Origin of the sequence: Pseudactinotalea suaedae, from assembly GCF_009733815.1 — a bacterium.
GTDB classification, from domain to species: Bacteria; Actinomycetota; Actinomycetes; order Actinomycetales; family Beutenbergiaceae; genus Pseudactinotalea; species Pseudactinotalea suaedae.
Map to the genome: position 1 here is coordinate 392,751 of NZ_WNXY01000001.1, position 14,274 is coordinate 407,024.

Annotated in this window: 15 protein-coding genes; 12 read left to right on the top strand and 3 right to left on the bottom strand. The window is 72.0% G+C overall.

Features of this window, described 5'->3' with window-relative positions; all coding sequences use genetic code 11:
• Positions 1-10: 10 nt before the first annotated feature.
• Complete coding sequence (locus GPA04_RS01830) at positions 11-223, bottom strand: DUF5703 family protein (protein ID WP_156221729.1); 213 nt, start codon at positions 221-223, stop codon at positions 11-13.
• A gap of 55 nt (positions 224-278) precedes the next feature.
• Here GPA04_RS01830 and GPA04_RS01835 point away from each other — a divergent pair, with 55 nt between their 5' ends.
• Positions 279-572 carry a DNA primase gene (locus tag GPA04_RS01835; protein ID WP_156221731.1) on the top strand — a complete coding sequence of 98 codons (294 nt, stop codon included), beginning with the start codon at positions 279-281 and terminating at the stop codon, positions 570-572.
• A 3-nt stretch (positions 573-575) separates the two neighbouring features.
• Here the strand turns inward: GPA04_RS01835 and GPA04_RS01840 are convergent, their stop codons facing one another.
• Positions 576-1,514: an aldo/keto reductase gene (locus GPA04_RS01840; RefSeq protein WP_156221733.1), complete on the bottom strand. Its 939-nt coding sequence runs from the start codon at positions 1,512-1,514 to the stop codon at positions 576-578.
• Between GPA04_RS01840 and GPA04_RS01845 the strand changes: the two genes are divergently transcribed.
• Positions 1,513-2,385 (top strand): undecaprenyl-diphosphate phosphatase, encoded by an 873-nt coding sequence (locus GPA04_RS01845; protein WP_436277894.1) that lies wholly within the window; start codon positions 1,513-1,515, stop codon positions 2,383-2,385. The genes GPA04_RS01840 and GPA04_RS01845 overlap by 2 nt on opposite strands.
• A gap of 43 nt (positions 2,386-2,428) precedes the next feature.
• Positions 2,429-3,640, top strand: a complete 1,212-nt coding sequence (mshC, locus tag GPA04_RS01850) for a cysteine--1-D-myo-inosityl 2-amino-2-deoxy-alpha-D-glucopyranoside ligase (RefSeq protein WP_156221737.1) — start codon at positions 2,429-2,431, stop codon at positions 3,638-3,640.
• 143 nt (positions 3,641-3,783) lie between these two features.
• On the opposite strand, the gene GPA04_RS01855 is transcribed toward mshC, so the two are convergent.
• A complete protein-coding gene (locus tag GPA04_RS01855) occupies positions 3,784-4,596 on the bottom strand; it encodes a PAC2 family protein (protein ID WP_156222369.1) in 813 nt (270 codons plus the stop codon).
• A 123-nt stretch (positions 4,597-4,719) separates the two neighbouring features.
• Here GPA04_RS01855 and GPA04_RS01860 point away from each other — a divergent pair, with 123 nt between their 5' ends.
• The 9 genes from GPA04_RS01860 to pafA all read left to right on the top strand — a co-directional run bounded on the left by GPA04_RS01860 (position 4,720) and on the right by pafA (position 14,273).
• Positions 4,720-5,397 carry an HAD family hydrolase gene (locus GPA04_RS01860; protein ID WP_241680530.1) on the top strand — a complete coding sequence of 226 codons (678 nt, stop codon included), beginning with the start codon at positions 4,720-4,722 and terminating at the stop codon, positions 5,395-5,397.
• On the top strand, positions 5,390-6,487 hold the full coding sequence (locus tag GPA04_RS01865) for a site-2 protease family protein (RefSeq protein WP_156221740.1): 1,098 nt from the start codon (positions 5,390-5,392) through the stop codon (positions 6,485-6,487). Before GPA04_RS01860 ends, GPA04_RS01865 begins: the two co-directional genes overlap by 8 nt.
• Positions 6,488-6,560: 73 nt before the next feature.
• Positions 6,561-7,571: a tRNA (adenine-N1)-methyltransferase gene (locus GPA04_RS01870; RefSeq protein ID WP_156222373.1), complete on the top strand. Its 1,011-nt coding sequence runs from the start codon at positions 6,561-6,563 to the stop codon at positions 7,569-7,571.
• A gap of 15 nt (positions 7,572-7,586) precedes the next feature.
• Complete coding sequence (gene arc, locus GPA04_RS01875; protein WP_156221749.1) at positions 7,587-9,260, top strand: proteasome ATPase; 1,674 nt, start codon at positions 7,587-7,589, stop codon at positions 9,258-9,260.
• A 123-nt stretch (positions 9,261-9,383) separates the two neighbouring features.
• Complete coding sequence (gene dop / locus GPA04_RS01880) at positions 9,384-10,988, top strand: depupylase/deamidase Dop (RefSeq protein WP_156221751.1); 1,605 nt, start codon at positions 9,384-9,386, stop codon at positions 10,986-10,988.
• 91 nt (positions 10,989-11,079) lie between these two features.
• Entirely contained in the window at positions 11,080-11,271 is a 192-nt protein-coding gene (locus GPA04_RS01885) for a ubiquitin-like protein Pup (RefSeq protein ID WP_156221753.1), read from the top strand.
• Positions 11,272-11,329: 58 nt separating this feature from the next.
• Positions 11,330-12,172, top strand: a complete 843-nt coding sequence (prcB, locus tag GPA04_RS01890; RefSeq protein ID WP_156221755.1) for a proteasome subunit beta — start codon at positions 11,330-11,332, stop codon at positions 12,170-12,172.
• Positions 12,169-12,867, top strand: coding sequence for a proteasome subunit alpha (prcA, locus tag GPA04_RS01895; protein WP_156221758.1), 699 nt, complete (start codon positions 12,169-12,171; stop codon positions 12,865-12,867). The genes prcB and prcA overlap by 4 nt, the downstream gene beginning before the upstream one ends.
• A complete protein-coding gene (pafA, locus tag GPA04_RS01900; protein ID WP_156221760.1) occupies positions 12,864-14,273 on the top strand; it encodes a Pup--protein ligase in 1,410 nt (469 codons plus the stop codon). Before prcA ends, pafA begins: the two co-directional genes overlap by 4 nt.
• The last annotated feature ends 1 nt before the right edge of the window (position 14,274 follow it).

The window sequence follows — 14,274 nt, forward strand, 5'->3', positions numbered from 1 at the left end:
ACAGCCGACCTCAGAGGGTGGACCGCACCCGGATGATCCGCCGGCGCAGCCAGACCTTGCGGCTGCCCCCGACGTACAGGCAATGGCGGGCGAGCTCCCACTTGCCGTACTCGGCCTCCTCGGTCAGGAGCCTGCGCACCTCGTTGCGGGTGGTCGTCCGGGGGAGCGTGAGCACCTTGACCTCGTAGGACGACGGCGGGCGCGTGTGGTCGGAACGCGACATGGCGCTCACTGTATAGGGCTGTCACCACCTCTCGCGTAGCGCTACGTTTACGCCCATGGCCACCGATCCGAGTGCAGCGCTCGAGACGCTGATAGCAGCGTTCCGCTCCCACCTTGCCGCGGCCACGGCCGAGCAAGACCCCGATGCCGACACGGTGCTGGACGCCGCCGCGCTGCTCGCCGACGCGTTCGAGACCTACGACGACGCGCTGTACGAGGAGACCGGCGTCGACACGCCGTTCTACCTCGACGACGACTCCGACGAGGACGACGACGAGGACGACTTCGCGGACGACGACGACGCCGACGAGGACGAGGACGACGCCGACGAGGACCTCGAGCAGACCTGACCCTCAGCGGCGCCCGGCAGGCTGGGTGATGTCGTCCAGGGCGTCACGGATCTCGTCGGGCAGGTCCAGGTCGGCCGCAGCCAGCGCGCCGCGCAGCTGAGCGGGCGTACGAGCGCCGACGACGACGCTGCTCACCACGGGCGCGTCGCGCGCCCAGGCCAGGGCGACCTCGACCGGTGCCCGGCTGAGCCCGTCGGCTGCGGTCGCGAGCGCCTCGACGACGCTGCGGGCGTACGCCGTCAGGTACGGCTCGACGAAGCCACGCAGGTGCGGTGAGGCGGCACGGGAGTCGGCCGGGACCGAGTGCCGGTACTTGGCCGACAGCACGCCACGCCCGAGCGGCGACCAGCCGACGACACCGACCCCGAGGGCCTGCGCCGCGTCCATGAGCTCCACCTCGGCCGAGCGGTTGAGCAGGGAGTACTCGGTCTGCGCGCACGCCAGGCCGACGCCGTGCTCGAGCAGCGTGGCGACCTGGGCCACCTGCCAGGCGGCGTGGTTGGCGAGCCCGACGTAGCGGACCTTGCCGGAGGACACGGCGTGCGCGAGCGTGTCCGCGACCTCGGGCACCGGGGTGCCGGGGTCAGGTGCCTGCACGAGCCACACGTCGAGGTGATCGGTGCCGAGCCGCCGCAGCGTCTCCTCCAGCGAGCTGAGCAGCGCTCGCCGCGAGGCGTCGAGCCGCCCGTCGACGACCCCCGACCGGGCCGAGAGCACCACGTCGTCGCGGTGGACCTCGTTCTGCAGCAGCCCGCCGATGATGTCGAGCGCACCGCCGTCGGAGTAGGTGGCGGCGGTGTCCACCAGCGAGCCGCCGGCGTCGAGGAAGATCCTCAGCTGCTCGGCCGCCTCGTGCTCGTCAGTGTCGCGGCCCCAGGTCATCGTGCCCAGCCCCACTGCCGACACGCGCAACCCCGTGCGACCCAACCGCCTCAGCTCCATGGCGATCAGGTTAGTGTTGCCGCCCGTGTCCTTCTTCGACGCGGTGATCCTCGGCCTGATCCAGGGCCTCACGGAATTCCTGCCCATCTCCTCGAGCGCGCACCTGCGGATCGTCGGTGAGCTGCTCGGTGCCGACCCCGGTGCCTCGTTCAGCGCGATCACCCAGATCGGCACCGAGGCAGCGGTGGTGCTGTACTTCCGCCGCGACATCGCCCGCATCATCAGCCACTGGGTCAAGTCGCTGCCGGTCGGCCCCTGGGCCAAGCAGGTGCCCTCCACCGATCCCGACGCCCGCATGGGGTGGTACGTCATCGTCGGCTCGATCCCGATCGTGGTGCTGGGGCTGCTGTTCCAGGACCAGATCGAGCACGCGCTGCGCAACCTGTGGATCACGGCGGCCGTGCTGGCCGGCTTCGCGCTGATCCTGGGCTGGGCGGACAGGGTCGGCGCCAAGACCAAGACGCTGACCGAGCTCACCTGGCGGGACGGCATCCTGTTCGGGCTCGCGCAGGCGCTCGCGCTGATCCCCGGCGTGTCGCGCTCCGGTGGCACGATCACCGCCGGGCTGCTGCTCGGGTACACGCGGGAGGCGGCGGCCCGCTACTCGTTCCTGCTCGCCGTCCCCGCGGTACTGGGCTCGGGGTTCTACCAGCTGTTCAAGAGCGGCTTCAGCGGCGGTGAGGCCGGGCTGCCGGCGACCGTGATCGCCACCCTCGTCGCGTTCGGGGTGGGGTACGTCGTCATCATCGCGTTCCTCAAGATCGTCTCGACCTACTCCTACAAGGGGTTCGTCTGGTACCGGGTCGGGCTGGCCGCGCTGGTCGTCGTGCTGCTGCTCACCGGTGTGCTGCAGGCGATGCCGCCCGCCTAGGCACCCGGTCCAGGGGGCCGTCAGGTCCGGCTACGCTCGTGGCGTGCAGAGCTGGAACGCCCCTGAGGTGCCGACGATCGAGGGTCAGGGCATCGTTCCCCGGGTCCATGACACCGCCTCCGGAGGGCTCCGCGAGCTGTCCGGCGTCGGCGGCCGCGTCGGGATGTACGTGTGCGGCATCACGCCCTACGACTCGACGCACCTGGGTCACGCGGCCACGTACGTCGCCTTCGACACCCTCAACCGGGCCTGGCGCGACGCCGGTCTCGACGTGACCTACGTGCAGAACGTCACCGATGTCGACGACCCGCTGCTCGAGCGGGCCGAGGACACCGGTGTCGACTGGCGCGAGCTGGCCTCCTCGGAGATCGAGAAGTTCCGCGGCGACATGGCGGGCCTGCGGGTGATCCCGCCCGCGCACTACGTCAGCGTGGTGGACTCGGTCGACCTCGTGGTGACCGCGGTGTCGGAGATGCTGCGCACCGGCTCCGCCTACGTCGTGGGCGACGACGTGTACGCCGACCTCGCCGCCGACGCCCTGGTGGGCAGCATCGGCCACCTCGACGACGCGGAGATGGACACCCTCTTCGCCGAGCGCGGCGGCGACCCCGACACACCGGGCAAGCGCCACCCGCGCGACCCGCTGCTGTGGCGCGGACGGCGCGAGGGTGAGCCCTCCTGGCCAGGCGGTGACCTGGGTGAGGGCCGGCCCGGCTGGCACATCGAGTGCGCCGCGATCGCCCGGGACCATCTCGACATCCCGATGACCGTGCAGGGCGGCGGCTACGACCTGGTCTACCCCCACCACGAGATGTCCACCTCGCACCTGCGCGAGGTGACCGGCCGCCAGCACCCCGCCGAGGCGTTCGTGCACACCGGGCTGGTCGGCTACCAGGGTCACAAGATGAGCAAGTCCCGGGGCAACCTGGTGTTCGTCAGCCAGCTCGCTGCCGACGGCATCCCCGCCGACGTCGTGCGCCTCGTGCTGCTCGCCCAGCACTACCGGACCGACTGGGAGTACTCGAGCGCTCAGCTGGGCGCGGCTGCGCGCCGCTGGCAGCGGTGGCAGGACGCCGCGCACCTGGCGCGGGACACCGACGAGTCGGCCACGATCGCCGCGCTGCGCGCCGCGATCGCCGACGACCTCAACACCCCGGCCGCGGTCGCGATCGTGGACGCCTGGGCTGCGCGCCCCGGCCGTGGCCGAGCCGTGATCGCCGCTGTCTCTGCCCTGCTGGGCGTCGAGATCGGCTGACGCCGAACCGGCGCGCGGCTCCAGCGGGTGCAACACATCCGTCGCCACCTGCCGCCATCAGGGCCAGATCGCCGTGATCGGACTATCTGGCGACGGTTTCGTTGCACGAGCGCGCCGACGCCGGCGCCCACACCCGCAGCGGGTCAGCCGTTGTCCCTGCCGCGACGGCGCAGGTAGCGCTCGAACTCGCGCGCGATCGCCTCGCCGCTGGCCTCGGGGAGGTCGGCGGTGTCCTTCGCCTCCTCGAGCTGCTGCACGTACTCGGCGATCTCCGGGTCCTCGGCGGCGAGCTCGTCGACGCCGCGCTGCCAGGCGTCGGCGTCCTCGGCCAGGTCTCCCGTGGGGACCGGCTCGCCCAGCACCTCCTCGAGGCCGGCCAGCAGCGCGAGCGTGGCCTTGGGTGAGGGCGGCTGCGCCACGTAGTGGGGGACGGCGGCCCACACCGACAGCGTGTGCATGCCGCGCTCGGCCGCCAGGTGGCCGAGCACGCCCACGATGCCGGTCGGGCCCTCGTAGTCGCTGCCCTCGATCCCGAGCAGCGCCTGCACCTGCGGGTCGTCGGAGCTGGTCTGCACCGGGATCGGGCGGGTGTGGGGCGCGTCCGCGAGCAGCGCGCCCACCGTCACGACCGTGCCGACCCGCAGCTCCTCGGCAGCGTCCAGCAGCTCGTTGCAGTAGCTGCGCCACCGCATCGACGGCTCGGTGCCCTGGGCGAGCACCACGCTGCGACCCAGCACCGGGCTCAGCGCGATCGAGACCGTGGTCTGGGGCCACTCGAGCGTGCGGCGGCCATCGGCGTCCCTGCTCGAGACCGGGCGGTTGACCTGGAAGTCGTGGTACGGCTCCGGGTCGAGCGCGCGGACCTCGCGCGCCCGCCAGGCCCGCGCCAGGGCGGCGACGGCCGACGACGCGGCGGAGCCGGCGTCGTTCCAGCCCTCGAACGCCGCGATCATCATCGCGGGAGGGAGATCGGGACGCTCTGCGGCGTGACGAGGTGTGGTCACGGCTCCAGCCTAGATCGTGGGAGATATACCCTGAGCAGGCACATCGCCCGGCACCCACCTGGAGCCTGAAATATCGTGACGCTCGCCGCTGTCCTCTGGGACATGGACGGGACCCTTGTCGACTCCGAGCCGTACTGGCTGTCAGCCGAGAAGGAGCTGGTCACCGCGGCAGGGGCGACCTGGAACCCGGCGATCCTGCCGCTCATGATCGGGCAGTCGCTCGAGCACAGTGCCGCGCTGCTGCAGGAGTGGTTCGGCATCACGCTGTCAATCCAGGAGATCGTCGACACCCTGATCGACGCCGTGCTGGACCGGATGGCGACGCTCGGCGTGCCGTGGCGGCCCGGGGCCCGTGAGCTCCTCGTCGAGCTCCACGAGGCCGGTGTGCCGTGCGCGCTCGTGACGATGTCGTGGAAGCGCATGGTCGACGTGGTGCTCGACCAGCTCCCCGACGGCATCTTCGCCACCGTGGTCACCGGCGACGCCGTGACGCGCGGCAAGCCGCACCCCGAGCCCTACCTGACGGCGGCCGCGAACCTGGGCGTCGACGTCGCCTCGTGCGTCGCCATCGAGGACTCGACCCCTGGCGTCGCCTCCGCGGAGGCCGCCGGTGCCCGGGTGCTCGCGGTCGAGGCGCACGTCCCGCTGCCGGCCGCGCCCGGCCGCAGCCGCATGACGACGCTGGCCGGGGTCGGTGCCGCCGATCTGGAGAAGATCGCCGCCGGCGGCGTCGTGGACCTCATCGGTGCGTAGGTCCGGGTTACGGGTCGGCGCGATCCGTGGCGTCCCGATCTACCTCACGCCCGGCTGGGCGCTCATCACCGTCGTCCTCATGGTGGTGTTCACGCCGACCGTGGCCCGCGTGCTCGGCCTCGACCTGGTGCCCGCCGCGCTGGTGGCGGCCGGCATCCCGCTGCTGCTGGCGCTCAGCGTGCTCGCCCACGAGCTCGCGCACGGGCTGACGGCGCAGCGGCTCGGCATCCCCGTCCGGGAGTACGTGCTGTCGTTGTGGGGCGGTCACACCTCGTTCCACGACGAGATCGCCCGGCCCGGCGCGTCCGCCCTGGTGGCCGTCGTGGGGCCCGCCACCAACGGGGTGCTGGCGCTGGTGTTCACCGCGACCAGCTCGGCCACCTCCTCACCGGCGACCTCGCTGGTGCTGTCGGCGGTGGCGTTCACCAACGTGTTCGTGGCGGTCTTCAACGCGATCCCGGCGCTGCCGATGGACGGTGGCCGCCTCCTCGAGGCGCTGGTGTGGAAGGTGCGCGACGACCGCGACCTGGGCACCCTGGTCGCCGCCCGGGTGGGTCAGGTCGTCGCCGTCCTCGTCGGCCTGACCGGCGTGTACCTCGGCGCCCTCACCGGGTCCCAGAACTGGATCACGCTGATCTGGGGTCTGCTGCTCGCCTCGGTGCTCTGGCAGGGCGCTGCCGCCAACGCGCGCCTGGCCACCGCACGCCGCGCCACCCGCGACGTCGACCTGATGGCCTGGGCCGTCCCGGTCGCCGTGCTGGACCAGGACGCGCCGATCCCGGCGCTGCGCGGGGTCGACGGCGGAACGATCGTGCTGCTCTCGGGTCCCGATGGTCGGCCGGTCGCCTGGGTCCAGCCCGCGGCGGTGCAGTCGGTACCGCCGGAGGCGATCGCCACCACGCCGCTGGCGGCCGTGGCTGCGCGACTTCCCGCCGAGGCGCTGCTGCTCACCCACCAGGGCTCGGCCGCGGTGGGTCAGCTCGCCCGCGCTGCCCGGGCGGGCGCGAGGTTCGTGGTGCTGGTCGGGCTGGACGGGCGGGCGCTCGCCGCGGTCGACGTGCTCGACGCCAGCCGGCGGCTGCCGCGCTGAGCGGCGTGGACGTCGGGGCACCGGCTGGTTCCTACACTTGCCCCTCGTGACCACAGCCCCCATCGGTGCCCAGATGCGCCGCGGACCGTTCCGGAACGGCGAGCGCGTCCAGCTCACCGACCCCAAGGGGCGGTTGACCACGATGACGCTCGGCGTCGGCAACACCTTCCACACGCACAAGGGATCGTTCGCCCACGACGAGCTGATCGGCGCGCCCGAGGGCACGGTGATCTCGACGAGCGGGGGAGTGGAGTACCTGGCGCTGCGCCCGCTGCTCGCCGACTACGTGCTCTCGATGCCCCGCGGTGCCGCGGTCATCTACCCCAAGGACGCCGCCCAGATCGTCACGCAGGCCGACATCTACCCCGGCGCCCGGGTGGTCGAGGCGGGCGTGGGGTCCGGCGCGCTGACGCTCTCGCTGCTGCGCGCGGTCGGTGAGGGCGGCTCGCTGCTGAGCATCGAGCGCCGCGAGGACTTCGCCGAGATCGCCCGCGGCAACGTCCAGACCTTCTTCGGCGGCGACCACCCGGCGTGGGAGCTGCGCACCGGTGACCTGCAGGACGTGCTGCCGGGCGCCGTCGAGGCCGGCTCGGTCGACCGGGTGGTGCTCGACATGCTGGCGCCGTGGGAGTGCTTCGAGGCGGTCGAGCACGCGCTCGCCCCCGGCGGTGTGCTGCTGGCCTATCTCGCGACCACCACCCAGCTGTCCCGGTTCGCCGAGGACGCCAAGGACCGCGGCAGCTGGACCGAGCCGGTCGCGTGGGAGTCGATGGTGCGCGGCTGGCACCTCGAGGGCCTGTCGGTGCGCCCGGACCACCGGATGGTCGCCCACACGGGATTCCTGGTGACCACACGCAAGATGGCGCCTGGCGTGAACGCGCCGATCCGCCGTCGTCGGCCCGCCCCGGGGGCCTACAGCGAACCGGTCAACGACTTCGAGACGGCCGACCTCGCCGCCGACGTCGGCGAGCGCGGCGTGTCCGCCAAGAAGGTCCGGCGGGTGCTGCGCGCGCACGAGGCCGATCGCTCCAGGCGGGCCGAGCCCGCCGACGGCGAGACGGCTGCGCCCGACCCGCAGGACTGACCTATCGTTGAGGACATGACGGAGCAGGTCCCAGGCAGGGTCGGTGGCGGTGGCCGCGACGCCGAGAAGCGGCTGGTCGACCTGCAGGCCAAGAACGAGCGGCTCGTCTCCGCCCTGACGGCCGCCCGCACCCAGATGGTCGAGCTGCGCGCCCAGCTCGAGGAGATGACCAGGCCCCCGGGCTCCTACGCGGTGTTCGTGCGCGCGCACGAGGACCGCTCGGTCGACGTGATGTCCTCGGGACGCAAGCTGCGGGTCGGGACCTCGCCGAGCGTCGCGATCGACGAGCTCCGACCGGGGCAGGAGGTCCAGCTCAACGAGGCGATGACCGTGGTCGGCGCCGGCGCGTACGAGCCGGTCGGCGAGCTGGTCACCGTCAAGGAGGTGCTCGACGAGGAGCGGGTGCTCGCCGTCGGGCGGGCCGACGAGGAGCGCGTGCTGCGGCTCTCGGGGCCGCTCGCGCAGGCCGGTGTCCGCGTGGGCGACGCGCTCACGGTGGACACCCGCACCGGATTCACGTTCGAGCGGATCCCGCGCTCCGACGTCGAGGACCTCATGCTCGAGGAGGTGCCCGACGTCGAGTACTCCGACATCGGCGGCCTCGCCGCCCAGATCGAGCAGATCCGCGACGCCGTCGAGCTGCCGTTCCTGCACCCCGACCTGTTCCGCGAGCACGGGCTCAAGCCGCCGAAGGGCCTGCTGCTCTACGGCCCGCCCGGGTGCGGCAAGACGCTGATCGCCAAGGCGGTCGCGACCTCGCTCGCGGCGACCGCGCTCGCGAAGCGGGCCGAGTCCGAGGGCGCCCTCGAGCCCGACACGACCGGCAGGCCGAAGAGCTACTTCCTCAACATCAAGGGCCCTGAGCTCCTGAACAAGTTCGTCGGCGAGACCGAGCGACACATCCGCCTGATCTTCTCCCGTGCGCGGGAGAAGGCCTCCCAGGGCATCCCCGTGGTCGTGTTCTTCGACGAGATGGAGTCGCTCTTCCGCACCCGGGGGACCGGGGTGAGCTCCGACGTCGAGACCACGATCGTGCCCCAGCTGCTCAGCGAGATCGACGGCGTCGAGCGCCTCGAGAACGTCATCGTGATCGGCGCCTCGAACCGTGAGGACATGATCGACCCGGCGATCCTGCGCCCCGGGCGCCTCGACGTGAAGATCAAGATCGAACGGCCCGACGCCGAGTCGGCGCGCGACATCTTCGCCAAGTACCTCACGGCGGACCTGCCGATCCACCCCGACGACCTGGCCGAGCACGACGGCGACCCCCAGGCCGCCGTGGAGGCGATGATCGAGCGCGTGGTCGGGCGGATGTACGCCGAGGACCCCGAGAACCAGTTCCTCGAGGTCACCTATGCCAGCGGGGACAAGGAGGTCCTGTACTTCAAGGACTTCAGCTCCGGCGCGATGATCGCCAACATCGTGGACCGCGCCAAGAAGAACGCGATCAAGGACCTGCTGGCGACCGGTGTGCGCGGCATCCGCGTCGAGCACATGCTCGACGCCTGCCTCGCCGAGTTCCACGAGAACGAGGACCTGCCCAACACCACCAACCCCGACGACTGGGCCCGCGTGTCCGGCAAGAAGGGGGAGCGGATCGTCTTCATCCGCACGATCGTGCAGCACAAGGGCGCCTCGGAGTCCGGCCGCACGATCGAGAACGTCTCCCAGACCGGTCAGTACCTGTAGCGACGCGCTTCGGGGTCGTTCCGGGCCACCCGCTGGACCGCCGTCACCCCAGAGCGCTTTCCCGCGGGCGAGGTGCGTGACCAGGTGCGGACCTCGACCGGGTGCGCACCTAGGGTTGAGCCCGTGACTGTGCGACGCATCATGGGCATCGAGACGGAGTACGGGATCCTCGGGGTCCGCGACCCCGGTGCCAACCCGATGATGCTCAGCGCGCAGGTGGTGACCGCGTACGCGAACGAGGGGGTCGCGGGCGGTGCCCGCGCGCGCTGGGACTACGCCGACGAGGACCCGCTGCGGGACGCGCGGGGCTGGCGGCTGGACCGCAGCGCCGCCCACCCGAGCCAGCTCACCGACGACGAGAGCAGCCCCGCACCGGACGGCGGGTGGAGCGTCACGCAGCGGCAGCGGCCTGCCCCGGACCCCGAGCAGGGTGTCGTCTCCAACGTGATCCTGCCCAACGGTGCCCGGTTCTACGTGGACCACGCCCACCCCGAGTACTCGGGGCCGGAGGTGACCAACCCGCGTGACGCGGTCGTCTGGGACCGCGCTGGCGACGAGATCCTGCTGCGCAGCTCGCGGCTGCTGGCCCAGATCCCCGGCATGCCGGAGGTCGCGCTCTACAAGAACAACGCCGACGGCAAGGGCGCCAGCTACGGCACGCACGAGAACTACCTGATGGACCGTGCGGTGCCGTTCACCGACATCGTGACGATGCTGACGCCGTTCCTGGTGACCCGGCCGGTGTTCGCCGGCGCGGGGCGGGTCGGGCTGGGGCAGCGCGGCGAGCGTGCCGGGTTCCAGCTGACCCAGCGCGCGGACTACCTCGAGGCCGAGGTCGGGCTCGAGACCACGCTGCGGCGACCCATCATCAACACCCGTGACGAGCCGCACGCCGACTCGGAGCGGTTCCGGCGGCTGCACGTGATCGTCGGCGACGCCAACCTGCTCGAGGTGGCGACCTACCTCAAGCTGGGGACCACGGCGCTGGTGCTGTGGCTGCTGGAGCACACCGGGGTGCCGTGGGAGCTGGACTCGCTCGCGCTCGCCGACCCCGTCCGGGCCGCGCACGAGGTCAGCCACGACCTGAGCCTGTCCGCACCCCTGGACCTCGCCGACGGGCGCACCATGACCGCGCTGGCGATCCAGCGCGTGTACGCCGAGACCGTGGCCGCCGCTCTCGAGGAGGGCGCCACCACGGGGGAGGCGCCCGACGGCGTGACCGCCGACGTCGTGCGTCGCTGGATCGACCTGCTCGACCGGCTGGGGACCGACCCCGCCGGCTGCGCACGCGAGGTCGAGTGGCTCGCCAAGCTCCGCGTGCTCGAGGGCATGCGTCGCCGCGACCAGATCGGCTGGGACCACCCGCGCATCGCGGCGCTGGACCTGCAGTGGTCCGACCTGCGCCCCGAGCGGAGCGTCTACCGCAAGCTCGCGGCCGCCGGCGCGGTGGAGCTGCTGGTCACCGAGGCCGAGGTCGAGCGGGCGATCGCGCATGCACCGACCGACACGCGTGCCTACTTCCGTGGCGAGTGCATCCGCCGCTACCCCGAGGCGATCGCCTCGGCCAACTGGGACGCCGTGGTGTTCGACGTCAGCGGCCAGCGCCACCTCCAGCGGGTGCCGATGCCCGACCCGCACCGCGGCACGGTCGACCACGTCGGCGAGCTGCTGGCCAGCCACACCGACGCGGCCTCGCTGCTCGCGGCGTTGTCCGGACCGGCCACGTAGCGGTGCCGCTGCTGCCGCTCGTGAGCGGCAGGAGCAGGCACCACACACACGACTAGGATCGAACCCGAGCACCACACCAGGAGGAGCCAGCGTGTCGTCGCAGCAGTTCGAGAACCGTCAGAACCCCGACCCGCCGGACGACGAGACGCCGCCGCCGCCCAAGGCAGCCGCCGCGTCCGCCAACGAGGCGGAGGTGGACTCCCTGCTCGCGGAGATCGACGACGTCCTCGAGACCAACGCCGAGACCTTCGTGCGTGGCTTCGTGCAGAAGGGCGGCCAGTGATCACCGCTCCGAGCACGTCCGTGCTGCGCCCCTCCGCACGCCTCTGCGGGGACCCCGAGTGAGCGGTGTCGACCCCGGCGGCCGCCTCCCCGCCGCGTTCACCACGCCCGGGAGCGCCTCGTTCACCGAGTTCCTCGCCTCGTACGCGCCCGACCTGCTGCCCGGCCGGCGGCAGGACCTGAGCGGGACCGAGTCGCTCGCGCACGTGAGCCCGCACGCGACCACGATCGTGGCGCTCACCTACGCCGGCGGCATCGTGATGGCCGGTGACCGCCGCGCGACCATGGGCACCCAGATCGCGCACCGTCAGATCGAGAAGGTGTTCCCGGCCGACGACTTCTCCGCGATCGGGATCGCCGGCACCGCCGGCCTCGCGGTCGAGCTGGTGCGGCTGTTCCAGCTCGAGCTTGAGCACTTCGAGAAGATCGAGGGCTCCCGGCTCTCGCTCGAGGGCAAGGCCAACCGGCTCGCCACCATGGTCCGGTCCAACCTCAGCCTCGCGATCCAGGGCCTCGCCGCCATCCCGCTGTTCGGCGGCTACGACCTGCAGCGCCAGATCGGCCGGATCTTCTCCTACGACGTCGTCGGCGGCCGTTACGAGGAGCAGGACCACCACAGCGTCGGCTCCGGCTCGGTGTATGCGCGCGGCTCGCTGAAGAAGCTCTGGAGCCACGGCCTCGACGCCGACGAGGCGGTCCAGGTCGCGCTGCACGCGCTGGTCGACGCCGCCGACGAGGACTCCGCCACCGGTGGTCCCGACGCGATCCGCGGCATCTACCCGATCGTCGCCCGTGTCGACGCCGACGGCTACGAGGCGATCACCGCGGCCGACCTCGCCCGGTACACCGAGGTCATCGCCGCGCGACGCACCGCCAGCCCCGAGCGCGGAGGCGCCTCATGACCTCCTCGTTCTACGTCTCGCCCGAGCAGCTGATGAAGGACCGGGCCGACTTCGCACGCAAGGGCATCGCGCGAGGTCGCTCCGTCGTCGTGCTCGGCTACGAGGGCGGCATCGCGTTCGCGACCGAGAACCCCTCCCGGGCGCTGCACAAGATCAGCGAGATCTACGACCGGATCGCGTTCGCCGCGGTCGGCAAGTACAACGAGTTCGAGAACCTGCGGGTCGCGGGCGTGCGCTACGCCGACATGCGCGGCTACTCCTACGACCGCATCGACGTCACCGCGCGAGGCCTGGCCAACGCCTACGCGCAGACGCTCGGCGCGGTGTTCACGACCGAGTCCAAGCCGCTCGAGGTCGAGCTCGCCGTGACCGAGGTGGGGATCACGCAGGAGCAGGACCAGATCTACCGGCTCTCCTACGACGGCTCCGTCACCGACGAGCCCGGCCGGGTCGTCATGGGCGGTGACGCCGAGCGCCTCGGCGCGATCGTGGACGCCGCCTGGCGGCCGGGGCTGACGCTCACCGAGGCGATGCAGCTCGCGGTCAGCACGCTCGGCACCGCCGAGGACGGCAGCGTCCGCGCCATCGAGGCGAGCGCCCTGGAGGCGGCGGTGCTCGACCGGACCCGCAGCCGCCGTGCGTTCCGGCGCCTCGACGCCGACGCCCTCGCCGCGGTGCTGGCGGACGAGGGGTGATCCGGCGCATCTTCGGGCTCGAGACCGAGTTCGGGGTCACCTGCGCGGCGCCGGAGGGTCGCGGGCTCTCCGCCGAGGAGGTCGCGCGCTACCTGTTCCGCAAGGTCGTCGCCTGGGGGCGCTCGAGCAACGTGTTCCTCGGCAACGGCTCGCGCCTGTACCTCGACGTCGGCTCGCACCCGGAGTACGCGACCGCCGAGTGCGACGACCTCGCCCAGCTCGTCGCGCACGACAAGGCGGGCGAGCGCATCCTGCAGGGGCTGGTCACGGACGCGCAGGCTCGGCTCGACGCCGACGGCGTCCCCGGCAAGATCCACCTGTTCAAGAACAACCTCGACTCCGCGGGCAACTCCTACGGCTGCCACGAGAACTACCTGATCCGCCGGCGCGCCGACTTCGCCCGCACCGCCGAGGTGCTGGTGCCGTTCCTCATCACGCGGCAGATCCTCACCGGTGCCGGGCACGTGCTCGTCACCTCGCGCGGTCCGCAGTACACCTTCTCCCAGCGCGCGGACCACCTCTGGGAGGCCACGAGCTCGGCCACCACCCGGTCGCGCCCGATCATCAACACCCGCGACGAGCCGCACGCCGACGCCGAGGAGTACCGGCGCCTGCACGTGATCTCCGGCGACTCCTCGATGTCGCAGACCACCACGATGCTCAAGGTCGGCATGACCGACCTGGTGCTGCGGATGCTCGAGGCCGGCGCGACGTTCCGTGACTACTCGCTGGAGAACCCGGTCCGGGCGATCCGGGAGATCAGCCACGACCTCACCGGCACGGCGGCCGTGCCGCTGGCGCGGGGGGAGCGGATCAGCGCGCTCCAGATGCAGACCTCCTACCTCGAGCGGGTACGCGACTTCGTGGACGGCTCCGACGAGCACGGGCCGCACGACGCGTGGGTGCTCGACCTGTGGGAGCGGGGCCTTACCGCCCTCGCGTCGGGCGACCTGACGGCCGTGGAGACCGAGCTCGACTGGGTGATCAAGAAGCGGCTGATCGATCGCTACCGCAGCAGCCACGACGTCCCGCTGTCGGACCCGCGGATCCGTCGTCTCGACCTGGCCTACCACGACATCTCCCCGACCGACGGGCTGTTCGCACGGCTGCAGGAGCGCGGCCTCGCGGCCACCGTGGTCGACGAGGCGAGCATCGCGACCGCCGTCGACGTCCCGCCCCAGACGACCCGGGCACGGCTGCGCGGCGACTTCGTCCGCGCCGCCACCGCGCGGCGACGTGACTTCACGGTCGACTGGGTGCACCTCAAGGTCAACGACCAGGCAGGCCGCACGGTGCTGTGCAAGGACCCCTTCCGCAGCGTCGACCCCAGGGTCGACCGGCTGATCGCCGGGCTCGAGTCGGGGGAGCCCACCGGTCCGGTCGGCGAGCCGCTCACGGGTCTCTGAC

Coding starts and splice junctions, on each gene's coding strand:
- GPA04_RS01855 (WP_156222369.1), bottom strand. CDS start 4,596: ATGATGATCGCGGCGTTCGAGGGCTGGAACGACGCCGGCTCCGCCGCG.
- GPA04_RS01845 (WP_436277894.1), top strand. CDS start 1,513: ATGGCGATCAGGTTAGTGTTGCCGCCCGTGTCCTTCTTCGACGCGGTG.
- prcA (WP_156221758.1), top strand. CDS start 12,169: ATGACCTCCTCGTTCTACGTCTCGCCCGAGCAGCTGATGAAGGACCGG.
- GPA04_RS01840 (WP_156221733.1), bottom strand. CDS start 1,514: ATGGAGCTGAGGCGGTTGGGTCGCACGGGGTTGCGCGTGTCGGCAGTG.
- GPA04_RS01830 (WP_156221729.1), bottom strand. CDS start 223: ATGTCGCGTTCCGACCACACGCGCCCGCCGTCGTCCTACGAGGTCAAG.
- arc (WP_156221749.1), top strand. CDS start 7,587: ATGACGGAGCAGGTCCCAGGCAGGGTCGGTGGCGGTGGCCGCGACGCC.
- GPA04_RS01870 (WP_156222373.1), top strand. CDS start 6,561: ATGCGCCGCGGACCGTTCCGGAACGGCGAGCGCGTCCAGCTCACCGAC.
- GPA04_RS01835 (WP_156221731.1), top strand. CDS start 279: ATGGCCACCGATCCGAGTGCAGCGCTCGAGACGCTGATAGCAGCGTTC.